The 23,555-nt window shown below is 43.9% G+C and carries 29 protein-coding genes and 1 pseudogene; 4 read left to right on the top strand and 26 right to left on the bottom strand.

The window, feature by feature from the left end; all coding sequences use genetic code 11:
• Positions 1-6: 6 nt before the first annotated feature.
• From RS881_RS37800 to RS881_RS37750, 12 genes are all read right to left on the bottom strand, one after another.
• Positions 7-609, bottom strand: a complete 603-nt coding sequence (locus tag RS881_RS37800; RefSeq protein ID WP_315815496.1) for a SusD/RagB family nutrient-binding outer membrane lipoprotein — start codon at positions 607-609, stop codon at positions 7-9.
• A 22-nt stretch (positions 610-631) separates the two neighbouring features.
• Positions 632-874 carry a hypothetical protein gene (locus RS881_RS37795; protein ID WP_315815495.1) on the bottom strand — a complete coding sequence of 81 codons (243 nt, stop codon included), beginning with the start codon at positions 872-874 and terminating at the stop codon, positions 632-634.
• A gap of 11 nt (positions 875-885) precedes the next feature.
• Complete coding sequence (locus RS881_RS37790) at positions 886-1,251, bottom strand: hypothetical protein (protein ID WP_315815494.1); 366 nt, start codon at positions 1,249-1,251, stop codon at positions 886-888.
• On the bottom strand, positions 1,245-2,804 hold the full coding sequence (locus RS881_RS37785; RefSeq protein ID WP_315815493.1) for a TonB-dependent receptor: 1,560 nt from the start codon (positions 2,802-2,804) through the stop codon (positions 1,245-1,247). The genes RS881_RS37790 and RS881_RS37785 overlap by 7 nt, the downstream gene beginning before the upstream one ends.
• The gene (locus tag RS881_RS37780; RefSeq protein WP_315815492.1) at positions 2,764-3,684 is read right to left on the bottom strand and encodes a TonB-dependent receptor plug domain-containing protein; all 921 of its coding nucleotides are present in this window, start codon (positions 3,682-3,684) and stop codon (positions 2,764-2,766) included. The genes RS881_RS37785 and RS881_RS37780 overlap by 41 nt, the downstream gene beginning before the upstream one ends.
• A 194-nt stretch (positions 3,685-3,878) precedes the next feature.
• On the bottom strand, positions 3,879-4,319 hold the full coding sequence (locus RS881_RS37775; RefSeq protein ID WP_315815491.1) for a DeoR/GlpR family DNA-binding transcription regulator: 441 nt from the start codon (positions 4,317-4,319) through the stop codon (positions 3,879-3,881).
• Between the two features lie 42 nt (positions 4,320-4,361).
• Entirely contained in the window at positions 4,362-4,625 is a 264-nt protein-coding gene (locus RS881_RS37770) for a DeoR family transcriptional regulator (RefSeq protein WP_315815490.1), read from the bottom strand.
• A gap of 1,194 nt (positions 4,626-5,819) precedes the next feature.
• Positions 5,820-5,975: a hypothetical protein gene (locus RS881_RS37765; protein ID WP_315815489.1), complete on the bottom strand. Its 156-nt coding sequence runs from the start codon at positions 5,973-5,975 to the stop codon at positions 5,820-5,822.
• A 221-nt stretch (positions 5,976-6,196) separates the two neighbouring features.
• Positions 6,197-6,406, bottom strand: a complete 210-nt coding sequence (locus RS881_RS37760; RefSeq protein WP_315815488.1) for an IS3 family transposase — start codon at positions 6,404-6,406, stop codon at positions 6,197-6,199.
• Between the two features lie 23 nt (positions 6,407-6,429).
• Positions 6,430-6,603: a DDE-type integrase/transposase/recombinase gene (locus tag RS881_RS60470; RefSeq protein WP_350339991.1), complete on the bottom strand. Its 174-nt coding sequence runs from the start codon at positions 6,601-6,603 to the stop codon at positions 6,430-6,432.
• Positions 6,552-7,046 (bottom strand): IS3 family transposase, encoded by a 495-nt coding sequence (locus tag RS881_RS37755; protein ID WP_315815487.1) that lies wholly within the window; start codon positions 7,044-7,046, stop codon positions 6,552-6,554. Before RS881_RS37755 ends, RS881_RS60470 begins: the two co-directional genes overlap by 52 nt.
• A gap of 25 nt (positions 7,047-7,071) precedes the next feature.
• Positions 7,072-7,377 carry a transposase gene (locus tag RS881_RS37750; protein WP_315815486.1) on the bottom strand — a complete coding sequence of 102 codons (306 nt, stop codon included), beginning with the start codon at positions 7,375-7,377 and terminating at the stop codon, positions 7,072-7,074.
• Between the two features lie 27 nt (positions 7,378-7,404).
• Between RS881_RS37750 and RS881_RS37745 the strand changes: the two genes are divergently transcribed.
• From RS881_RS37745 to RS881_RS37735, 3 genes are all read left to right on the top strand, one after another.
• A complete protein-coding gene (locus RS881_RS37745) occupies positions 7,405-8,160 on the top strand; it encodes an RHS repeat domain-containing protein (RefSeq protein WP_315815485.1) in 756 nt (251 codons plus the stop codon).
• Positions 8,161-8,608: 448 nt separating this feature from the next.
• Complete coding sequence (locus RS881_RS37740; protein ID WP_315815484.1) at positions 8,609-9,328, top strand: hypothetical protein; 720 nt, start codon at positions 8,609-8,611, stop codon at positions 9,326-9,328.
• A 481-nt stretch (positions 9,329-9,809) separates the two neighbouring features.
• Positions 9,810-10,025 carry a hypothetical protein gene (locus tag RS881_RS37735; protein ID WP_315815483.1) on the top strand — a complete coding sequence of 72 codons (216 nt, stop codon included), beginning with the start codon at positions 9,810-9,812 and terminating at the stop codon, positions 10,023-10,025.
• Between the two features lie 1,179 nt (positions 10,026-11,204).
• Here RS881_RS37735 and RS881_RS37730 read toward each other — a convergent pair.
• The 3 genes from RS881_RS37730 to RS881_RS37720 form a co-directional block, all read right to left on the bottom strand.
• Positions 11,205-11,399 (bottom strand): hypothetical protein, encoded by a 195-nt coding sequence (locus tag RS881_RS37730; protein ID WP_315815482.1) that lies wholly within the window; start codon positions 11,397-11,399, stop codon positions 11,205-11,207.
• Between the two features lie 232 nt (positions 11,400-11,631).
• A complete protein-coding gene (locus tag RS881_RS37725; RefSeq protein ID WP_315815481.1) occupies positions 11,632-11,871 on the bottom strand; it encodes a hypothetical protein in 240 nt (79 codons plus the stop codon).
• A gap of 89 nt (positions 11,872-11,960) precedes the next feature.
• Positions 11,961-12,548, bottom strand: a complete 588-nt coding sequence (locus RS881_RS37720) for an RHS repeat-associated core domain-containing protein (RefSeq protein ID WP_315815480.1) — start codon at positions 12,546-12,548, stop codon at positions 11,961-11,963.
• Between the two features lie 1,141 nt (positions 12,549-13,689).
• Between RS881_RS37720 and RS881_RS37715 the strand changes: the two genes are divergently transcribed.
• Positions 13,690-13,941, top strand: a complete 252-nt coding sequence (locus tag RS881_RS37715) for a hypothetical protein (RefSeq protein ID WP_315815479.1) — start codon at positions 13,690-13,692, stop codon at positions 13,939-13,941.
• A gap of 483 nt (positions 13,942-14,424) precedes the next feature.
• On the opposite strand, the pseudogene RS881_RS37710 reads toward RS881_RS37715, so the two are convergent.
• From RS881_RS37710 to RS881_RS37660, 11 genes and pseudogenes are all read right to left on the bottom strand, one after another.
• Positions 14,425-15,770, bottom strand: a pseudogene (locus RS881_RS37710) (ISNCY family transposase).
• A 499-nt stretch (positions 15,771-16,269) separates the two neighbouring features.
• Positions 16,270-16,785: a RagB/SusD family nutrient uptake outer membrane protein gene (locus RS881_RS37705; protein WP_315815478.1), complete on the bottom strand. Its 516-nt coding sequence runs from the start codon at positions 16,783-16,785 to the stop codon at positions 16,270-16,272.
• 186 nt (positions 16,786-16,971) lie between these two features.
• On the bottom strand, positions 16,972-17,862 hold the full coding sequence (locus RS881_RS37700; protein WP_315815477.1) for a RagB/SusD family nutrient uptake outer membrane protein: 891 nt from the start codon (positions 17,860-17,862) through the stop codon (positions 16,972-16,974).
• A gap of 94 nt (positions 17,863-17,956) precedes the next feature.
• Positions 17,957-19,198: a TonB-dependent receptor domain-containing protein gene (locus RS881_RS37695; protein WP_350339990.1), complete on the bottom strand. Its 1,242-nt coding sequence runs from the start codon at positions 19,196-19,198 to the stop codon at positions 17,957-17,959.
• A complete protein-coding gene (locus tag RS881_RS37690; protein WP_315815476.1) occupies positions 19,186-19,938 on the bottom strand; it encodes a SusC/RagA family TonB-linked outer membrane protein in 753 nt (250 codons plus the stop codon). The genes RS881_RS37695 and RS881_RS37690 overlap by 13 nt, the downstream gene beginning before the upstream one ends.
• A gap of 38 nt (positions 19,939-19,976) precedes the next feature.
• On the bottom strand, positions 19,977-20,744 hold the full coding sequence (locus tag RS881_RS37685) for a TonB-dependent receptor plug domain-containing protein (protein WP_315815475.1): 768 nt from the start codon (positions 20,742-20,744) through the stop codon (positions 19,977-19,979).
• Positions 20,745-20,757: 13 nt separating this feature from the next.
• Positions 20,758-21,126 (bottom strand): carboxypeptidase-like regulatory domain-containing protein, encoded by a 369-nt coding sequence (locus RS881_RS37680; protein WP_315815474.1) that lies wholly within the window; start codon positions 21,124-21,126, stop codon positions 20,758-20,760.
• Positions 21,127-21,231: 105 nt separating this feature from the next.
• Complete coding sequence (locus RS881_RS37675; RefSeq protein WP_315815473.1) at positions 21,232-21,402, bottom strand: DeoR/GlpR family DNA-binding transcription regulator; 171 nt, start codon at positions 21,400-21,402, stop codon at positions 21,232-21,234.
• Positions 21,399-21,920, bottom strand: a complete 522-nt coding sequence (locus tag RS881_RS37670; protein ID WP_315815472.1) for a DeoR/GlpR family DNA-binding transcription regulator — start codon at positions 21,918-21,920, stop codon at positions 21,399-21,401. The genes RS881_RS37675 and RS881_RS37670 overlap by 4 nt, the downstream gene beginning before the upstream one ends.
• A 413-nt stretch (positions 21,921-22,333) precedes the next feature.
• Entirely contained in the window at positions 22,334-22,789 is a 456-nt protein-coding gene (locus tag RS881_RS37665; RefSeq protein WP_315815471.1) for a hypothetical protein, read from the bottom strand.
• A 351-nt stretch (positions 22,790-23,140) separates the two neighbouring features.
• A complete protein-coding gene (locus RS881_RS37660; RefSeq protein ID WP_315815470.1) occupies positions 23,141-23,548 on the bottom strand; it encodes a hypothetical protein in 408 nt (135 codons plus the stop codon).
• Positions 23,549-23,555: the final 7 nt, after the last annotated feature.

Here is a 23,555-nt window from a genome sequence, read left to right as displayed (position 1 = left end):
ATTTGGCTACATCGCCGCCGTAGGCAAAGTCACCCCGGAAAGGGCGGGTTTACCGGTTGTTTCGAGGGTGCGGCTCAGGTAGTCGATGGCTTTTCGGCAGATGGAATCCACTCCTTTGTATACGGTATCCTGGCTTGAATATTTATAGAATACTTTATCGTCTTTATACAAATCATAAAAGCCAATTTCGCCGTGGTAATCGGTAGTCATCTGGAACATCATGGCCTGGAGGGCCAGTCCGGCGCCTGCTACATCCCAGCGTTGGTCCTTTTCGCTTACTTCAATGATGTATACGAGGTTTTTACCGAGGCCATAATAACATTGGCGCCAGATATCACCGGCCGCATCTGATCCGGATGCGTAACCGTGGAGGTCCCAGGTATTGGCATTGGCATTATTGCCGGTAAGCCAGTTTTGGATATAACGTGCCAGGTAACGGCCATCATATTGGGTTCCACGTGGGATGGCTGCTAATTGGGTGGGGAATACACTGGTAGGATCTGGATTTTGTGGTGTATCCTCATCGGTATTGATATCCAGGTATTTTTTACAACTGATGGCAGAAGCCAGTGTTGCAAAAAGGAAGGTATATAAGAATATCTTTTTCATAATTCACTTAGTTTTAAAATGGTTAGAGTTGGAAGCGGACACCAAAGTTGAACCGGCGTGGGTTAGACAGGGCTCCATAGTCAATGCCTGCGCCACCAAAGCCGCGACTGGTAGCGTTCAGGCTGTTAACGTTGGGATCGGCACCGGTGTAATTGGTGATCATAAATAAGTCTTGTGCCGAAATAGAGATGGCCAGAGACTTAAATATCCTCAACCTTTTTAGCATATTGTTTGGTAAACGATAAGCAAGAGTGATGTCGCGCATCCTTAACCAATTCACATCTTCAATAAAATCGGCTTCAGAAGTAGAGGCATTGTAATAGGCCGGTGTATAAAGGGTATCACCGCAATAGTATTGGGTGAAGGGTTGGCGGTATTTTCCAAACCATCTTTCAGTACACCTTTGATCACGCGGGGCTGTTCACGGTCCAATGTACGTTTGCTGAGGCCGGTAGTGTACAAGTACATTTCGTTGGCATTAAATACATCACCGCCTTTGCGTATATCAATATTGAAGTTGAGGTTAAAGCCTTTCCAGGAAAAGTTATTGATGATACCCAGTTTAAAATCGGGTTGGCGATTGGCAATGTTCTCAAAGGTATTTTGGTTGATGGGGTATCCGGTAGCCGGATCGATCAGCAATTCGCCGTTGTTATTCTTTTGGAAGGTATAACCAGCCAGGTTGCCGGTGAATGCTCCTTTAAAGGCTTGTGAACGAACGTTGCCATATAACCAGGTATCTGAATCATAATAAAAGGCAGGTCTTTGGGCATTTCTTTGATCTCGCCTATGTTGCGGTCGAAGTTGAGGGTGATATCCCAATTAAAATCTTTGGTTTGAATGGGGGTACCTGTTAACTGTATTTCAAGGCCGCGGTTCTCTACTAAACCACCGTTGATGAACTTCAGTACATAACCGGTGAGGTAGCTACTCCGGGCAGCGAGGATCTGATCACTACTTCTGAGGCTATAATAGGTGAAATCGATACCCAACCTGTTTTTCAGGAACTTCATTTCAAGCCCCATATCCTGTTGCTTGGTATGTTCGGGACGGAGGTTCTGGTTGCCACCAGTTACCCCCAGGGCATAACCACCACCCGTGGTGATGTTGGATACAAATGAAAAGTCAATGGCATAAGGCATGAACACGCTTTTACCGGTAGTGGCATAGTTGTAGCGCAGTTTGGCAAAGGTGAGCCAGGGTAAGGCATCGGCCACCTGGGGAATATCGGTCAATACGACATTGGCGCCAACTGATCCGTAATCAAACCAAGGTGTTTTATTGGTGTAGAATTTAGAGGTAAGTCTTGAATCTCCCTCGGTGGTATATCCCAATGACAGGTTCAGGTATTTATAATTGAGGTTATAGTTGCTGAAGAACCTTACGTTGCGTGAATGATAAAAACTGGTCCGTGCATCCCTTGTTTCGGGTTTGGTATTGTTGATGTTCAGGAATTCGGACTCATAAAATTGCTCTCCCTTAAAGGCATCGACCTTGGTTCTGTAATCGTCGATGTTGAAACCTGCCAGTAAGGTATTGCTGAAATCGCCCCATTTTTTACGCAGGGTAATACGACCCTGGTAATTGAGGTTGCTGACCATTTGATCGTAGAGGGAGATGAAGCCATTGGTATAAGAGCCAAAAAGTGATTGGGGGTTGGAGGCAAAGTACCCTTCTGTAGTATAACCGTCATACCCTGCAATGGCATTGAGGGTGACCCATTTGGCGGGTTCATACGACAGGTTTACGCTACCCTGCAACCTGTTGGTCTTATCTTCTCCATTGTTCTTATTAACATCCCAGAAGGGATTGTCCGACTCACTGGTGTAGGAGCCTCCGCGCAGGGTTTTACGGGAACCGTTGGGTTGAAGGTAATCGCTTACATCGCTGTCTTTAGGCCAGTACATAAGGGTAACGAAGTAACTGCCAGCTCCTTTGGATACCTTATCGGTGAGTGAGTTGGTGTAAGTGGCAGCGGCTTGCAGGTTCAGCTTCGATGATATTTTGGTGCTGCTGGACAAGCGCATGGTGGTACGGGTGAAGGAAGAAGAAGGTACCACGCCTTCGTTTTTCAGGTAGCTTCCGGAAAGGCGGAAAGTAGTCCCTGCATTTCCACCTTCAAAACTGAGTGAGTGTTGTTGTTGGAAACCTGTTTTAAAAAAAGGCGCCGAAGTTATCATAGAACTTAGTGCCATCGGGATACTTTTCGCCGAAATAGCTACCTACGGTATAGTCTTTTACACCATTATTACCGCGGCCATAGGTAGTTTGCACTTCGGGAAAACGATAGAGTTTGGAAAAACCAAAGTTATTGTCATAGGTAATGGTTCCTTTACCCTGTTTACCTTTTTTGGTAGTGATCAATACCACACCGGCGGCACCTTGTGAGCCATATAAGGCAGCGGCTTCAGGGCCTTTGAGGATGGTAACGGTTTCAATGTCTTCGGGGTTGATGTCCATGGCCCTGTTACCATAATCGGAATTCCTGTTGGCGAAGCCCACACCACTGGGGTTGGATGCTGCCACGAGGTTTTCCTGGTTGAGGGTTTGGTTGTCGTAAGGAACACCATCCACTACAAACAAGGGCTGGTTGTTTCCTCCGATAGAGGTGGCTCCACGCAATACGATGGTAGAGGAGGCGCCAGGCACACCGGAGGTGGAGGTGATGGTAGCACCGGGAACGCGGCCTGCGAGGGCATTGAGGAAATTGTCGCGGCGGGTTTGAGCAATCTCCTCACCGTCTACTTCCGTAACGGAATAGGGGAGTTGCTTTCTTTCGCGCTTTACGCCGTAGGCCGTTACCACCACATCCTGCATGGTGCCTTTAGCGGCTTTCAGTTTAATGGAAATCGTAGCATCATCACCTACCGTAACCTGTGTTTTGTTGTACCCTACATAGGTAAATACAATCACATCACCTTTTTGGGCCAGTAAAATGAATGTTCCGTTGGAGGCGGTAGTCACTTGTTTTTTGGTGCGTTGGTTGGCTACAGTTACGCCTTCCAGGGGAGAGTCGTCATCATCGGCCAGGATGGTGCCCGAGATGTTTTTTCCTGAGCCAATAACCAGGTGCATTGCAGCAGCAACAGGCTTGCCAGGAGCAGCCGAAGGGTCTTTCTCATAAGCTGTGGGTGTTTTTAGCTTTTAGTTATAAACAGTCGTTCGTGTACTCAATGAATCACACAGGGATAAGGTTCGTTTGGTTACAGCAACGATTCTTCAAAGGGTAGTGGCACCTTTTGATGTAGGAATATTGTATTCAGGAAAGATCAGCGTACTTCAATGCCTGCGTCACGATAGGGCTTTAACATCGGATCGTCCGGTGATAATTCAGTGATCAGCGTATGGATTTTATTCACTTCACAGATATGGATGGGCTGAAGAGAATTGATCTTTTCAGCGATGGAAAGGCAAACCACTTTGCGGGAGGACTCGATCATGGCCTTTTTGAGGTGTACTACATCCCAATCACTATCGGTGATGCCATCCTTAATGCTGATGGCATTCACGCCCAGGAAACACACATCGGCCCGGATACGTTTTATTTGGGCAATGGCTTCACTGCCCACGGTTATTTTGGAGTTCTTGGAAACTTTATCACCAATCAGGATCACTTCGATGGTAGGGTGGTGCATGTATTCGAGTACAGCGGGAATGCTGCCCGAAATAAAGGTGGCCCTTAACTGGGGGCAGGGCCCGCGCCAGTTCAATAATAGTAGTGCCACCGGTAGTCAGCACAAACATGCCGTCTTCTACAAGTGCTGCGGCTTTTGCGCTATTATCTTCTTATGATCGTGCGAATAAACGTTGTTGGAGGGATAGTAGACCTGGTTGAAGGAGTGGGACAGGGCCCCGCCGTGTACTTTGATGATCTTGCCTTCATCGGCCAATTCCTGGAGATCGCGCCTAATAGTATCTTCTGAAACACTGATTTCCAGGCTAAGACTGGAAGACAACACTTTGTTGTGTAAGTTGACCTGATGTAGTATATATGCCTGGCGTTCCTTCTTTAGCATCGGTTAGGTGGTTACACGCACAAATTAGGTAAATTACCGCATAAAATGGCAGTATGCGGAAATTAAATTTGCAGGATACGGAAGGAATCCTGCAAACAGTTGAAACGGAGGTGGGTTAATGTGGGTTATTTGTCGACGGATGGGCGTATTTGCCGGATTGTGCGGAATCGCAGATTGAATTGCTGATTAGGCAGATTTTGTGGATTGCGCAGATGGAGCACTGGTAATTACCAGTAAGGTGTCTACAATGACCTACAATGCCCTATTATGACTACTTTTTGTCTGTCTGACATGGTTCCCTATTTAAGGAAATGCGCCTTTAATACGGGAGCGGTACCCTTCAGCTACCCTGCCGATACCCTGGAACTGCCCTTGGGAATCACTGATTGTGCAGATTTGGAGGGATTTCGCTGATTTAGGAGAATAATTTGTATATTGAATGAAGAGACAATACTTATGTTTTACGAGTCTATTTTTAAAACTTCCATTTCGATCAAACGCGCCAGGGGACTGGGTTTGCCAATCGAAAACAATACAAATCCGCGCTCCTTCTGCATTTGAGCGTTCTTCCCTTACTATTGCTTTACGGTTCCTTTACTGTTGCTTTACTACTCGCCTGGACCTGACCAGGGAGAACCCAGGACTTACCCAGGGACTACTATGGCAGTGCTATGGCGTATACCACAAGGTGATCAGAGAATGATAGGGGAGAATGAAGCTTGTCTTATGTACAACGTTGCCGCTCATCAAGCGCTGTCCTTAATCTTGCGCCAGCCCAGGATATTTTATGCTACTTGCTCTTTGGGCTGCTTTGTGGGTGGGCATGCCCCTGTTGTAGAGCCTTTTGATGTTTTAATAGGAGGGAGTTCCCTGTCCGACTAGATGGATGGGTAGGAGCAGGAATTAAGTAAAATCGGACTGCACACTTTTAGTCCAAAACTGCACACTTATTGCCTAATTAAGCACACTTATTGGTTTCCCCTTTGTGAGTTTGTTACTTTTAACTAGCTTCATTCCTGTAATTAACAGTAACTGTATGATGGTTTTGTTACCTGTTAATATAACCTGAAACCATTAAGTAAACCCTAAACTAACACAAACCATGTCTTTGATGAACAGAGGAGCATTGAAGTGGGTCGATTTAGCCGGACAGTTGAGTCTCTTAGGTTAATAGATATGTTTCAGTTGTAGAACTCATGTTATCAGATCAGGATATATGCTTTGATCCAATGCCTGCACAAACCTAATAAAATAATCCATGGGCGAAGCCCATTCCTTTTCTTTTTCTTTTTTTTGGTTCTTTTTTTCTTTAAAAATCGAACCTTTCATTCCGGCCAAAAACTTGTCCACATTGAGTTGTAAAGGGTTTCAATTTTATTCGCATACACTAAATATTCATACATTTGTTTTACCGGAAAGAAGCGGAAACTGGCTCTGCTGAGGAGCAACCAGTGAGGAATATTTCCGGTATCGGAGCATTCAAAGTTCTTTGATAAAAATGTCTCAGGTACTCATTTGGTGGACTCAGACAGCCTTGTGATATGAGCCGGCGTTGGATTATTTGCATATCGCTACAGTGTGTTTTCATATGCGTTAGGTGATAAATAACCAATTGATGAATGCAATCTTTTAGGATTGTAATACATTTCGATATATTCAAAAATTTCGGTCTGGGAATCTTCGGCATTCTCGAACGCGCCGCCTTCCAGTAGTTCAGCTTTAAACCGGCTGAAGCAGGACTCCATGTGGGCGTTGTCGTAAGGATTATCTGCATCGCTCATGCTCTGCGTTAGCTGATACCTGGCTATAAGCCTGCGCAACCTTTGCCCGCATACTGGCCACCCCGGTCTGAGTGTACTAGCAGATGCAGCGGTGGTCTACGCAACGCTAATGCCTTTCGCAAGGAGGCCAGGACCAAAGACTCTTTCATATGATCCTGCAGGTCCCATCCCACAATTCTGCGGGAATACAAATCCATCCATACAGACAGGTAACGGAACGTTCCCCGGCCATGGGTATATAGGTTATATCGCCAACCCATACCTCGTTTATGGAGCCAGGTAGGCCTTTTTCCTTGAGCACATTAGGGCTTATTGGGTATGGATGGCGGCTGTTGGTCGTTTTGGGTACAAATGAGCGTGGTTGAATAGCTTTTAATCCATTTCGGTAAAGGGCCTTGCGGACCTTGTAGCGGCTCGTTTGTACATCCTGGTGGCGCAACTCCGCCACGATCCTTCTGGTGTCGTAGCGGCGCTTATGGGCTTTAAAAACGGTTATTACCTGGTCTTCCATTGATTGGCTGGCAGGATTGATCCGGTGTGTTTTTGCATTGCGCCAATCATAATAGCTGCTTCTGCTGATTGACAGTACCTGGCATAACTGCTGAATGGGGTATTCACCTTGCAATTTGTCGATGGTCATATACACGGCTTTTATATCCCGCGGCCTAAGATTCCCAAGGCTTTTTTAAAATATCCCGTTCCTGCTCCGTACGACGCAGCTCCGCCTTAAGGCGTTCTATTTCAGCAGTGGCATCCGGGAGATTATTAGAAGCATTAGTACCAGCGTTGCCCTTGTTTGCGTTTTGGGTTCCGCTTTTCCATCGGTATATCAAATTCTCGCCTACGCCCAGTGCCTGGGCTATTTCAGATATAGGGCGGCCAGAGGCCACCATTTTAAGAACCTCTTCCTTGAAGGTAGCATCGTACTTTCTGCGCGTCTGTTTTGTCTTTTGCCAGTCATTGATTTGCAAATTTAAGCAATTCAACTGTCCGGATTTTTGGACCATCTCAATCTTAACTATATCGTTTTTGATGAACAATTCAAGGCCGTTGCCAAAGGCGCCAGACAGGTGGAAATAAATGGTCCTTTGCAAGCTCCTCTTGCACTTACCGATATTCATGTGGAGAAAAATGGCTGGATTTATGTATTTTTAAATAATGAGAGTCAGCAGGCTGTTTATTTTGACAATTTCCAGGTAACTCATAAAAGGGGCAATATCCTGGAAGAGACGCACTATTATCCCTTTGGCCTGACCATGAAGGCTATTTCGCCTAGATCGCTTGGAACCACCCCGGTCAATCGCTCAAAATATAATGGCAAAGAGCTGCAGTCTGAAGAGTTTTCCGATGGCACGGGGCTGGAGGAATATGATTATGGGGCAAGGTATTATGATCCACAGATTGGCAGGTGGCATGCGATTGATCCGATGGCTGAAGAAATGCGCAGATTTTCTCCCTATAATTATGCGTTTGATAATCCTATGAGGTTTATAGATCCGGATGGAATGTATCCTACTGATATTTTTAAGATTTATAGGGATGGAAGAATTGAGCGTACAGTTACAAATGACACATATGATAGATTTTACTTGGTGGAACAAACTTCAACAGTTGCTGCTGTTGATGGAGGGCCACCAGAAGTTGCAACTTCATCAACATTTGTAGGGCAGTTTGATAAAAATGCAAAAGGTTTAATTCAATTGCCCTCAAGTTTAGAGGGTAGCGCTTGGGGGAAGTTTTGGTTTCTCTGTTAAAGCAGGTAACGAACCTAATGCTTATATTGCGGGAAATTCATTTGCATCCTTGCTTGGGGCTCTGGCCGACTCCCACGTTTCAGATCTTACAATTAATGGCTTTAGTAAAGCTGATGGAAGCTCCCTAAACCAAGCGTTTCGCATAAACTAGGCCAACGCGGGGATCTAAGGTATTTAAGGACAGATGCAACCGGCGGACCAGCAATCTTGGGAAATAAAATTGTCGATGTTACAAGACAATCGGGGCTTAATAATTCATTATTTAAGTTTGGCTGGAAAGATATGATCTCGGAGAAGTTTAAACTTACGGCAACATCAATTCCTGGATTACTTCCCCATACAAGTTCTGCAAAAGCCAAGGGTATTCGTACTGATCACACGAATCATTTGCATTTGCAGGGGTATGCCCCAAGGGTAAATACACAATATGTGGTCTATTAAAAAGAATATGAAATATATTATTAATAATCTGGTTTTGTTTTTAGTAATACAGTTACAATATGCGAATGCTCAAAACACTCTGCAAGGGAAGGGAGTGCTGCGTATTAACTTACTAAAATTTACGCATGCGGATAAGTTAAATATCTATGATGCTAAAGGGCAAGTATTTGCAGCTGTATATAAAGACCCCAAGGATGATGAATACAAGATTAGCGGGCCAGGAAAAAATGCAATTACCCAAGCCAGGGCTTTTTATCCAGATTACGGTATTCTGATTTTTGATTCGGAAAATGGAGAAAAGGAGGGGCGTTACAAAGTTTTCCTAGACAATCAAGTCAAATTTATCTATCTAAAAGAACTTAAACAGTATTCAAAATTTCAGTACTGGGCAACCTTTATCAAGGATGTATTTATACAAGTAGATGCCTCAAACACCGTATACAGTGATACTATAAAACTTAAAAAGATTGCTGGCTCTGAAGAATACGGATATAAGGTAGTCAGGGTAGTCGGGGACTGGATCTATGTTGAATGTCTGAAAACATGTGAAAGCTGTCCGCCTAATAAAATGATATCCGGCTGGGTAAGATGGAAAAGGAACAATATGCTTCTTGTTGAGCTTTTTATTTCTGTTAGAAAAACGCAGATAAAGTCAGGCTTAAGGAGCGACGATGTAAAAGAAAAAGGGCCCTTCACTGGCGCAAGATTGAGGGGTGGGTTTGTGTGATGGCATCTTGTGCCTGTATGATGGCTTTGTCATATTCAGGAAGCATAGGCCTGCTTGGATTTGTAATCCCGCAAATAAGCTGATATGTTTTTTTCAATATGCCTTATGGCCCTGTATTGTAAATATCGCTCCAAACGGATATTTTTATGTATACCTCAGCAATGAAACCCAGAACTGGGATAGCTTGTCCCGACAGGAACTGTCGGTATGGTCTTTGATAACCTGAGTATACAGCATATTACTTCCCTTACTATTGCTTTACGGTTCCTTTACTGTTGCCTTACTACTCGCCTGGACCTGACCAGGGAGAACCCAGGGCTTAGCCAGGAGTAAGGCAGCGATGGACCAAGATTTGTTCAGGACCTGACCAGGCCATTACCAGAAAAATACCAAGTGGTGCATGGTGTTTTGGTGAGCAAACTTTCTATACGAATGGGTATGGTAAGCGGGAAAAGGTAAAAGAGGGACCAACGCACATGCCATGAAGCATGGAGACAACTTCTTCAATAGCTGGTTCAATGCAGCTGAATTCAAACGTGCCACTGGGGCTGGTAAACTTTTTCGCCTGGCGATGGGGCCTGTACTGGCTGGTATTAGGAATATGCGGCCGAGTGGCCGCATGACAGGGTGGCTGCACCCGGTGATCCAGGGTGATCGGATCCATAATAGAGGGAGCGCATACAATGAAGGCGGTTGATTTTTCGAGGCTGGGGATTTGAATTCAGCCCGGACGATGGGAAGGGAAATAAAAAGCCCTAAGGATCTCCCGGGGCTTTGCTTCTATTTATCCTGTAGTGGAAAACTGGATTTCACCAGGGTGTCGGAACGGATTTCTTTTCTTAATGGCTGCGGGATTTTTTCCATTAAAATTATTGTATCCTTTTAATTATTCCTTCTCTTGTTTCATATCGGCCACCTTCGCCGGGTAAAAACATTCCAACTTAATTGTATTTCCGTTAGTGGTATAGTAGCCGATGGAGGACGCGGTATTAAATGAGTTCCTTTCATTTAATGTCTGATTCATCTCTTTTTCCAGGTGTTATCAATGATCATTCTTCCATCAGAATAAAACCCCATATAGCCGATTACTATGTTGCCATCGTAATTAACAAACTTTTTGTAGAAACGTAAAGCGAATGGTTATTGATTGATTCATTCGCTTTAAACGGCTCCTTCGGTATTGAGAATTTTGGATGCTTGGGACGATAAGCATTTTTAGTGACCCACATACCTTTATTGCATGCAAATAAAAAGAGAAGTGATATGAAGATAGTTGTCCTTCTCATATTAATTCCTCTTGCCTGCTCCCCCGCTTGCAGTAACACCTCTTTAATTGTAATCATAAGTGGATTCATGGGAGACATTGTTATTCTTCTACAAATTATAGGAAAAAAATAAATTGCTACGGTTCAATCAGTATGTGTGCAGTTTTGGCCAAAAATCGTGTTAATTTGGTCAATAAGTGTGTTTGACTGTAGATTCCGGGTCAGATACACCGGAATTTACAGGGAGGCCTTTTGATAGAGGGTGAAGGAAGTGATGGGAAGGGCCTGGTCCCTGGAAGAAACCATAAGAATGCGGCCCGCAAACTCCTTTTCAAAAGCTGGCTGGAGAGACGGCCCCACGATGTAACCGCGGCACTGTTCAATCCCGATAGCTATCTGGACCATACAGCAGGTAGTACGGACAACGAGGTAACCCTCAGAACTGATAGAACGCTTTAAAGAGGTAGACGCCCTGCCCGAAGAAGAACAGGGCGTACTGATAAAAATTATCTCGGCTTATGTGAGGGATTACAAAGCCAGGCAGGCCTATGCTTCCTGAATATGATAAAGCCATCATACAGGCACAAGATACCATCACACAAACCCACCCCTCAATCTTGCGCCAGTGAAGGGAAAATCAAAGCTGGTAGAATTAGCAAAATGTATTTGTAATAGGTTCTTGCCAATCGAATATTCAGCAGGGTAATCTTCATACTTAACCATTCAAGGATAAAACTTAGTGTTGTATCACGGTGAGGATGCAAAAATTCATTCATTCTTTCTTTTTTTTCTTCGTTTTGACCCATTTTATTGTCCTGTATACAATAAAAGTCAACAAGCAAAATAGTATGATACAAATAGAAAGCCCGGCCCAAAATGGGCCGAGTATTGATTTTTCTGTCCTTTCCAAAATACTATATTACTTAGGAGCAACATGACTACGCCAATGTAATACAAGACATCCAGGATTTTACCTATAATTAAAATAGTCTTTTTCATAACTCAATTTTTTTTTTATATCTGGAGGATTGTCAATGCTTACTTGTTTTTGCTTTTTAATTCCACGCTGATTTTGAAGTCGCTTGCTGTCCTATTGTCTATTCCATGTAACCCCATCATTATAACTGATGGGTCTTTTTCATTATCTGCAAGTATCTGGACATTATAACCAACAGGGTCCCAGCCAGTACTAAAAGAAAAGTTATTATATCCAATTAGCAGAGAGGCATCCATGCTAATGTTGGTATTAAGGTATGTCACCCCTTGCCTGTCATCCATTCGTGATTGCTTTGAATATTCTCTGGGATTTCTACTTGCTAAGTCTCTGAACCCACTAATTCCGTCAGCATTAAAAGATATTGTACTTTCTAAAATCTTAATATCGGTGGTCGTGACAGTCTCTGTAATAGTCTTCTTGTTTTTCCTTCACCAACTTCATATGTACTAACTGTTGAATTTACTGTTACTTCGAAATCGAACGAAAACACAGCGTCAGCAGTTCCTTGGAACGATGTTTTAGCCTTATATGTCCACAATTGCGTATCCTGATGGATTTCTTGTTTAAGTAATTTCTTTTTCTCCTCTACAGCTCTGTCTTTATCATTTTTAATTAAGTCTTCAGCTAGCATTCCGTCCGGATCAATAAACCGCATTGGGTTGTTAAATGCATAATTGTAGGGGGAATGCCTACGCATTTTTTCCGATAAAGGATCTATCACCATCCACCTGCCAATCTGTACATCATACATTCTGGCACCATAGTCGTACCATTCCAGTCCATCACCATCACTAAATTCTTTCTCCTGTTTTTCTTTTCCGTTGTATTCATACTTATTATCCAATTTCCCGATGGCTTTGGAACTGATACCCGCCATGGTGAGCCCAAAAGGATAATAATGGGTTTCTTCGATGATAGGACCTGTAATATGTTGTACACTCAGGTTATCAAAGTACATCCCGACAGTTACTGTCGGGACAAGCTATCCCAATTCTGGGTTTCATTGCTGACGTAAACATAAAAATATCCGTTTTGGGCGATATTTACAATACAGGGCCATAAGGCATATTGAAAAAAACATATCAGCTTATTTGCGGGATTACAAATCCAAGCAGGCCTATGCTTCCTGAATATGACAAAGCCATCATACAGGCACAAGATACCATCACACAAACCCACCCCTCAATCTTGCGCCAGTGAAGGGGCCAACCTTGGGGGATATAATTCTACTTACTATTCCTTATCAAGGTAACGTGTTGGTTAAAATCAATAATTTTATTGTTTCTACTTATCACTACGAGAATATATTTGTTGTATTCCTCTTCACTCAGTTTTCCAATAAAATCACCTTTTTTTATTTTCGCACCTTTTTTAGGGAAGTACTATTTAACCCTCCATAGGTATAAGTTGTATGTGAAATTTGAATTGTGCAAATGAGCTCATCTTCAATTTTAGTAATGCCTAATACTTTCCCTTTGGATAGGGAAAATATAGAGTCACTTTTTTCACAAGGAAAAATTTTTATGCCTTTTATCGGGTCTATGTAGGAAGAAATTGTCGTGTATTTGATTTCTTTAGTATATCCGCACTTCAATGGCCTATTTTTGGGCAAGAAGATCACTTCAGATTGTTGACCACACGTAATTGTACTTAAACTAACCGGAAATTCCCCATATCGACCAAGCGACGCAGCTGTAGGCGAGGGGGAATGACTCTATTAGTTTCTGGCCTGGTTAATTCCTGGGGGTAGATCATTAAGCATTTAAGTAAACAGCAAATAGCTCCAATAAATATTTTCGTATTAAATTTCATTTTCGGATAAGTTAGAGTTTTGGGGTTTATATGGTGAGTTGAGCTCTTCAAGTATAGTTCTTTTACTAAACAGCCAAATTGCCGGCGGTATATCATAAATAATAATAAGATGAAAAGAGGTTTTCATTTTTGATTGGGAGGGGTTAACAATCAAGAATTATTAAACGTCGACCATAGATTATATGGAAGCGTTTCTTCTACAAATTATAGGAAAAAAATAAATTGCTACGGTTCAATTAGTAACTGTGCAGTTTTGGCCAAAAATCGTGTTAATTTGGTCAATAAGTGTGTATGAACGAATTATCAATATCCTGGTGTTGTTTTTATCAGTACAGGTACAATATGCGAATGCTCAAAACTTCCTGAAAGGTGGTGGTGTGCTACGTATTAATTTGCTAAAGTTTACACATTCAGATAAGTTAAATGTTTATGATGCGAGTGGGCAAGTATTTTCCATAGTGTACAAGGATCCAAAGGATGATGAATATAAGGTCAGCGGACCAGGGAAAAATGAAATTGCCAAAGCCAGGGCTTTTTAGCTGGATTACGGCATACTTATTTTTGATTCGGAAAATGTGGAAAAGGAAGGCCGTTATAAGGAGGGGTTTTTCGGAAATAAAAAGTGAGATGGAAAATGCGGGAAGGGGATTCACAAAACCAATTAACAGAAACAATATTTCTAACGGTATTCTCATTAGAGTATGGTAAAGGATAGGTTATTTCAACTGGCAGTTAAAGTCAATCCTATTGGGAAGATAGTGTTTATTTTATTGGGCTTCTTGCTATGGGGGTGCATTGATAAAAAAAAGTAAAAGGAATTATTTAGTGTCTGTCCATAAAGTCTCAATTTCTATTGTCTAACCAAACAGTCTATAAATAATGTAGACATTATGGATATTATTTTAAATGACTTTTCAGGTATTTTCAGGGTTTATCATTTTTTGAGGCATGATAAGCGTTTTTACCATTTTCTTTTACTCCAGGACATGCCTTTCCCTGTACTGCTTTATAAGTAGGCGGTATCAGGCTGTTTTTAGTAAAGACAGCATGGCCGCCGTCATTACCCGTATGTTATACCCAATAACGCTCCACATTACTTTGGCCTCAAAATGTTCAAATCCTTTCCAATTACAACGGAACAATCCAAACCCTCTTTTTATGTTGGAGATATTGGCTTCTATGCCGCTTCTCCATTTCTTTAATCTGGTTGCCCGGTTCTTACTGCTTACTTTATTTTGAAGACTGCCTACTATCTTATTGAATACAATATTCACAATACCCTTTTTCTCTGCATACTTCAGGTTATCTTTAGAAGCGTAGCCACCATCGGTTACAATATCACGGGGAACGACCCCATATGTCTTCTTAATTTTATCAATGGTTCCCGCGTACAGCGATTTATCTGATGGGTTGCCCCTTAACACTTCGCAGCTTACAATCAGATTGCTTTTACCTGTCACCAGATTGATCTTATGACCAAATGCAGCTTCCCGCTGACCTTTAACAATGATATCTGTATGCTGCTCATAGATTGAAAATATTTTCTCTTCATTCGGTACTTTCAAGCCCATAAGCTCTTTACGCTCAGCAATACTATATACATGCTCCATTACGGGCAGCAATTGTTCCAGGGATAGTTCGATGCACATTCCTCTAAAACTAAAGCTTGACTTTTTTTACTGCATTGGCTACCTGGTTAATGCTATTGGTGAAAATATTCAATTGCTTTTGAATAGGTCTGCCCGCTTGTCTGCGCTTCGTGTATTATTAATCTTAAAAATAACCGCTTGGCTCGTTTGCGATAATCCTGCCATTCAAGCTGGCTCGCTTCTTCCTGCAACTGCTCCAGCAACCGGTGACTATCTTTAATACAATCCCACACCAGGGAATTGTTTGTAGGGTAGTGAATATTAGTTTCTACTACCGTACTGTCCTGGCGCAATTGATTGATGTCTTCCAGCCCTTCGTGAATGGCTATCTTGTTTAGTTCTACCAGCAACCGTTCCAGATTTTCTGCTTTGATTCGTGAGATGTATTTGTGGTACACCTGGAAACTGTATGGACGCAGATCATCAATTTTTACAAACCGGGCGCAAATACGGGAATCACCCTGATGGTATTCCAACTCCCGGTAATCCAATTGCTTCAACTCTTTATAAATTGCCGCCCTCACGATCTGTTCTACACTGGGAACGTCTTGTCTGCCAAAATCACTGCGTTTGTTGCCTTCCGTAATATCTTCTGCCACATAATTCAACAACCTCGGGTGATGATCAAGGATGGTATCCATCAATCCAAATTCCGGATTGTTGGCCCAGTCAGCTTGCTGAAACTTCAATTGCAAGGGTTCAAATAATTTCATGCGCATGACACAAAATTGCAAAAATATCTTTTCAAAGATCAACTCAACTAATTACTAATCAAAATTTTATGACTTTATGGACAGACTCTATTTAATACAAAAACGGTGTGTGGGAGCCTTTACCGCGAGAAATATACGCTTTATTCTGGTGGCGCATATTCGGCAGAATTGTATTCAGATTATTTGACAGATTATACAAATTTCAGGGTATACATAGGCACTCATGATGAACATGAAAATTTCGATTATGAGTGTTTGGGTGACAGTATTCTTGTGCAGAAATTTACTTTTAAGGAAGATACGGTAAGCACTATTTTACTTAGATTGAAATTTAGTATATCAGACCTGAAAAAGAAACAAAAATTTGAATGAATGGAAAAACTATTAGAAACATTCCATTTTATAAATATACTACCCGTGTTGCCATAGGGATGGAAAACGAAAAAGGATGTCGCTTACGGCATCCTTTTTCTTTGACAGTAAAGCTCGTTATCATTTATCTCTTCTACTCCCAACCCGGGTTTTGTTTGAGCACACCTGCAGGATACAGGGATATTTGTCCGGTTGGTACGGCTGACAGGTAGTGCTTGGGATCGATAAAGGTTCTCTTCGCGGTAGCTGCATAGGTCATAATGTAACCAGCTGCGTTGCGCAATACCTTGCCATTATCTGGTACTTTGGCACCCAGGAAGATATCGGGGTTTTTGGCATTGTCCATGTATTCGCCTTTCTTCCAGCGCATGAGATCCTGGTAACGGAAACCATCCATCATCAGCTCCACGCGCCTTTCGCGACGTATTTCCCATACCAGGGAAGTAACCGTGGGATCTTTTTTAGTATCAACGAAAGTTGTTCCGCCTACTGCTACAGCTTGACCACCAGGAGCTTCCAGTTTAGCAATGCCGGCGCGTGTACGCAACAGGTTCACTGACTTGTCGAGGTCGGCCGTTGAAATGGCGTATTTGCCCAGTTGATCCAGTTCGGCTACTGCTTCGGCATAGTTCAACAGGATTTCACTCAAATAAAAGATGGGTGCATCTGTTTCGTTGTTGGGCGCCAGCTGGTAGCAGCGGCGTTCAGAAACTTAGCAGGACGATAGCCAGTACTAGAGCTAAGACCACCTACAAGGGTTCCATTGTAACAGAGGAAGGTGTCGATGGTTGCCAACAGACGTTTATCACGATTGGTTCTAACTTTCTTCACATCATCATCGCCTGCATAGAGGGGCGAGAGAGATGGGCAGTCCATCGGTAGCAGCATACGATTCAACAGCCGATTTGGTAAGACCATGCATTTGGGTGGTGCTATTGGTATAGCCAATCACGGAATGGGTCATGGCGCCAGGAACATAGGCTTTGTATAAAATGGCTTCCTTATTACCTGCCAGGTCTAAGGAACTGTACAGGTCTTTGTAACTGCCTAATATGAATCCTGCAGCCATCACCTTTTCTGATGCATCTTTAGCGGCCAATAACCATTTGTCAGCATCATTAAGGCCCAACTCGGTATGGTATTTACGGTAAGTACCTTCAAAAAGACATACCCGGGATTTGAATGCCAGGGCCACATTCTTATTTACTGTGTTGGGCTGATCGGTTGCGCGAAGATTCTTAATAGCGTAATCAATATCATCCAGTACGCTGTCCATGATGAGCTTACGGGGATCACGGGGTTTGTAGATAACAGCGGTATCGCTGATATCGAGCGGCGTACCAATCCAGGGTATATCGCCAAAGGTCTTTACCTTATCGAAATAATCGAAAGCACGGAAGAAACGGGCAATGCCTTTCCAATGATTCTTAGCTTCATCACTCATGGGTACGGTTTCAACGCGCCTGATCATGATATTGGCTTTGCGGATGAGTGTCCAGCTCCAGGTGCCATTGGTAGCAGGCGCCGACACTGCATATAAGCCCAGGCCTGTAGAAGCCTGGTCATCGGAAAAGGTTGAGAAATAGAAATCGGCGGTAGTACCTGTACCAAAACCGGTGAACGAGTTATAAAATTCCCAGTTATAGGCTCTTACATTGGCCTCGCTGGTCCAATAGGAACCATCAATAAACTGGTTGGGGTTTCGGTTTCCAGGTATTTTGAACATCCTGTAAGAGACAGAACGGTTGCGGAAAGTGCGAATATTTTATGTGTAAGTTTCATAATTCAAATTTTAAATACTGCAGGAATTGGTTAAAGTGTTACCTGTAATCCAAAGGAGAAATTCCGCTCGAAGGGGAATGTACGTCCCAGGAAGTTGAAATCGCCACCATCGGTAATTTCCGGATCGAGGGAAGGCCTACATTGGAAATTTCAGCAAGGTTTTGACCGCTCAGGTAAATACGTACTTTTTGGACCTTGTACTTTGAAAGCAATGCCGCAGGTAATGTATAACCCAGGGTAATGTTCTTCAAACGGCAATAAGCCAGGTTCTGGAGGTATTTAGTTTGAGGATAGAAGTTATTGCCTGTGGTTGGTAAGCCGGCCAGTTTAGTACCATTGTTACCAATGTACGGGCGGGGGTATTTCGCATCAGTGTTGGTGGGTGTCCAGTAATCCAATTGGTGAGCATAGAGGATGTCGGCACCCTGGTACAAGGGAATGGCAATATTACCGATACCCCAATAATCACGCTTGCCAACGCCCTGGATAAAGATATCGAGGTCAAATCCTTTATAGGTACCACCGAGCCTTGCGCTGTACTGATAGCGGGGCTGGCTGTTGCCAATCACTTTCAGGTCACCTGGATCATTAGTACTCAGTTTACCGCCATTGATTACATTATCACCATTGCGGTCTTTGTATTTTACGTCACCTGCTCCATATACAAAGTTGCCGTTTTGGATGGCTACCTGACTGGGCGATTTGGTCACATCTTCGGCTGAGGCGAAATATCCATCTGTTTCAAAACCCCAGATCTCACCCCATACTTTACCTACATAGTTTTGGGTGATCAGGTTGGAAGGGTTGTCCCATTTGGTGATCACGGCTTTGTTGTCGGCCAGGGTGATCAGGCCATAGAGGTTGAGGTCTTTTGTAACGTTATAGTTTCCATCGATGCTTAATTCCCAACCACGGTTGCGCATATTGCCGGAGTTAATGCGGGGACCGCTGGTGCCGAATGTTGCTGGAACAGAAGAAGGCATCAACATGCCTTCGGTACTACGCTCGTAGTAATCGAAAGTGATACCCAGTTTACTTTCAAATAAACGGATATCTGTACCCAGATCGAGCGTTTTTACCTTTTCCCATGTAAGTGCCTGAGGAATGGCAATGGGAGCATTGATTGTTTGTGTGCGAACGCTACTGCCTGGTGGAATCCAGTTAACGGCTGAGTTGCTCATGGTAGGCAGATAGTAGTTGCCACCCACGTTCTGATTACCCACAGAACCATAAGATACCCTGAATTTCATGTCAGAGAGGTAAGGCTTCAGTGGGTCCATAAATTTTTCTTCGCTGATGCGGTAACCGGCAGAAGCAGAAGAGAACCATGCCCAACGGTCGTTAGGAGAAAAGCGGATGAACCGTCATAACGGCCATTCAGTTCAAGCAGGTATTTGCCCTGGTAATCGTAGTTCAAACGACCGAAATAACCAGCGTAGGAGTTTTTGCCATGTGAACCGGAAACCAGTTGATCGCCGGTAGCGAGTGACAATTCTCCTTTATTGGGATCGAGTAAGGATCTTCTCTCGGCAGCAAAGTTCAGGTCTTCGTTATCTTCCATGTTTGCACCCACAGTCAATTTCAGATTGTGGTCAGTGAAGAGGGTTTTATTATAAGTAGCGTATGCATTGAGGGTGTTGACAATGTACCGACCGCTGCTATAGGAAGTTCTGTCTTGTGAAACGGTAGCAATGTTGGCAATCTTTGGATAACCAGCAGACCAGAAGTCGTAGGCATTGATGTAACCACCTACTTCATGGCGCATCACGTTGTCGCGGCCAATGGTATAGTCAATACGAACGTTCAGTTCTTTGGAGAGCTTAATAGTAGCGCCCAGGTCAATACGGCTGTAGTTGTCGGTTACGTCATTCGTCCTGGCTTGTGCGAGGTAAGCAGGTGTGTGGCGGAAATAGTTTCCGTTGTAAGTACCATAAGGGAAATAGGAACCCCAACGCCAGAAATAATACCAATAGTCCTGGTACTGATAGGGGTATTCGTATTTGAAGTTACGGTACATCATTTTCGCATCAGCATCCAGCCAGGGGGTTACAGATGCATTTACTGCGGCGGTGATATTGTATTTTTAACATCATCGGGGTTCATTTTCAGGATACCGCCTTCGTGGCTGTAGCCGGCAGACATATAATAGCCTACTTTCTCACTACCACCACGGATGCTGAGGTTCTGCTGCATTTCATTAGTATAGTCTTTCAGCATGATGTCTTTAGCATCCCATTCACGGTAGAAATACATACGGCCTTCTGCAGTATTGAATTCAAAGTCTTCACCTTCCACCATTTCATTGCTCTTCCTGTTGTTGGCATATTTTTGTTGCCAGTTGGCAATCCCATCTCTAAGAGTGGTCAGCTTCATACCAAAGATCTCGGGATTGGTGATGCCAGATCGCTGAGAAGCTTCATTGAGGGCTGTGAGTTCCGGAACAGGATTGGCAAAGTCGGGTAGTACTGTGGGTTTGTTCCAGGAAAAGTTATTGGAATAAGTTATTGCTGTTTTCTGATTCTTGCGACCTGATTTGGTTTTGATCAGGACTACACCAAAAGCGGCACGAGCTCCATAAATTGAGGTGGAGGCTGCGTCTTTCAGTACGGATATGCTTTCAATATCATTCGGGTTAATGATAGAAAGGTCGGCAGTCTCAACATTGTCGACCATGATGAGTGGTCTGCTAGGTCCATTTACAGAACCAATACCACGGATATTGATGCCGGGGCCGGCGGTGAGTCCACCATTGCTATAAGTGATGGTAAGACCAGGCACCACACCCTGCAAGGCTTTAGCAGGATCATTTACAGGCCTGCTTTGCATGGTTTTGGATACATCAACGGTGGTTACGGCACCTGTAAGATTCGCTTTTCTGAGAACCATAAGCAACCACTACTACCTGGTCAAGTGAAGTGTTGGACGGTTCCAGTTCAATGGAATAATTAGTTGCTGGCGTAACGGGTACGAATTGGGTGGTATACCCTACATAGGATATTTCAATGGTTTTGTCGCCATCGAGGGTGATGGTAAATTTTCCATTGGCATCTGATACGGCTGTTTTTTTGCTTTTGCTACCAATAATGGTGGCAGCAGCCACAGGTGTCCGGCTGGATTTGTCGATGATCTCACCGGTAATGGTCTGCCCATAAGCAAAGCCCGTGAGGCAAAGCAATACAAGCAGGAATAGTGGTTTAGTCGTTCTCATAAAATGTTATTTAGTGTGTATGGAGCCTCGTTTGTGTTTTGCGAACCGGATGGATAAGGAAAAAGGGTACGGATTAGCTATACTGCTTATGAAATGGCTGTGGTATCAAATAACCTCAATGCCGGCATTGACATAGGGTTGTAACAAGGGATCGCCCGGCGGTAATTCAGTGATCAGTGTATGGATGCTGCTTACGGGGCATACGTGAACAGGTTTAATGGCATTGGTCTTTTCGGCAATGCTGAGGCAAACGACCTTTTGTGAAGACTCGATCATGGCTTTTTTAATTGTACTACATCCCAATCATGGTCGGTTACCCCCTGTTGTACATGGATGGCATCCACGCCCAGGAAACAGAGGTCGGCCCGGATATGGCCAATCTTGGCAATGGCATCGCCACCGACGGTGATGCGGCTGTTCTTGGATATTTTATCGCCAATGACAATGACCTCAATATTGGGATGGTGGAGGTACTCTACGATGGCGGGCAGGCTGCCGGATACGAAAGTGGCCCTGAGCTGGGGTGGTAATACACGGGCCAGTTCAAGGATGGTGGTGCCGCCACTGGTCAACACATACATCCCATCTTCAATAAGGGCTGCTGCTTTTTCGGCAATGACCTTCTTGTGATCATGGAGGTAGATATTGCCTGAAGGATTGTATACGTCATGAAAAGAGTGGGAGAGGGCGCCGCCATGTACCTTGATGATCCTGCCATCTTCTGCTAGTTCGTGCAGGTCTCTGCGAATTGTATCTTCCGAAACGTTGATCTCACTGCTCAGACTGGAAGACAATACTTTGTTATGCAGGTTTACCTGCCGGAGTATGTAAGCTTGTCGTTCTTTTTAAGCATATTAGCCTGGTTGACGCCCCAAATTAGGGAGATTGTCGCATAAAATGGCAAATAATGGAGAAAAAGATATTAAGAGGTGATTAATCCTGCTTAAATCAGCATAAATCGGCAGATGCAAACGATTGCGGATCACAGATTTCGCTGATTAATACATGGATTTTGCAAAGGGAGGAATCGCAGATTGCACTGATTGGAATCGCCGGTTGCGCGGATCAGGACGGATTATGCTGAAGACGGAGTTGATATGTTGAAGGGTAAGGTGCCCAGGGGAGGGCAAAGGAACACCTGCGTGGCTTACCGGTTGAATAGTGGTGGCAAGGCAGGCAGGTGTTGAAGTATATAAAGGGGATGATCTTATTTCAAGGTAAAACGGATGGTCAGGGCAAATGCGTCGGGAACAAAGTTGATATCGGGCATGATGTCGAGTTCGGGTTTCCAATCGAGCGACAGGTTGATGGGAGCATTCTCAAACTTATAATCCAGGCCCAGGGCGCCGGTGGGTCCGAAGTAGGTATCGCCATATTGCCAACCCACATAAGCACCCGCTCCATAGAACCAGCGCAGGTTGGGGGCTATTGGCTGGTGGATCTCCAACAAAGCACCCATCCCAAAACGGCTGCCAAAGGAAACCAATCCCTCCACAGCACTGCGTTCAGTAATAAAATACTTTCCGCTAACGGAACTATTCAGGGTAGGAGTTGAATTGCTGAGGCGCACACCCAGTCCAAACCGGTAATCCTGGGCAGCTGATCGTTGGCTCATGAAAGCAAACAGGCAGGTAATGGAAAAGAGAAGAGCAATCCGTTTCATATTGTTGAGTTATGATTTAAGGGCAGTTTGCAGTCGGCAGTCGTGAATCGGCAATCCTTTGCTTCGAGGACACAAGTGCACTTACGCGCTTGGCCTGGCTACCTACGCGCCAGGGGCCAAGAGGTGACACCTTTTCGTTTTCGTGGTAAGGGAAAGGTGTCACCTCTTTCCTGATGAAGGTGAGCCGCTCTACAACGCTGCATTTGCCAGTCTGCAGAGCGACCCACCTTTCGCCAGGGGCAAACAAATAAAATTTGGATGACAATTCCTTGCGCCAATATTATGAACGAAAATGGTGCCGGAGTATTAAAATGTGCTTGTTAAAGTTGCGTGAAGGTGTGGGTATGAATACTAATCTTCAAAGAGTTCGAACTTGGTCTTGGGTCTTCTTGCTTCGAGCCACTTGAAATTGCGCAGGAGCTTATCCTGTTCGGTGGCTTGCTTGGCAGGGAACATGGTTCCTTTGGGTTCACTGATCACCACCACCTTATTGAGCTCTTTATTGGCAAAGCGCAGGTCTATGATATCTCCTTCTGCCTTATTAATACCCACCAGGGCGCTGTCCTCATCCATCACATAAAATATACTTTCGGCATTGCCCCTGGAACGCATATAGTCTATATTCCCATCTATAAAGTAACCATTCAGGCGGTTGCCCCTGAGCTGGTTGTACATATCCTTGCCTGCTTTATTCACGGCAAAGCCATTTTCAAAAACATAGAGCCTGGCCGGCTTTTTATCTTTTGTATACAGGTACATGGTATCC

The sequence above is a fragment of the Paraflavitalea speifideaquila genome, from assembly GCF_032395985.1.
Classification (GTDB): domain Bacteria; phylum Bacteroidota; class Bacteroidia; order Chitinophagales; family Chitinophagaceae; genus Paraflavitalea; species Paraflavitalea speifideaquila.
This window is presented reverse-complemented; position numbering and strand designations above follow the sequence as displayed.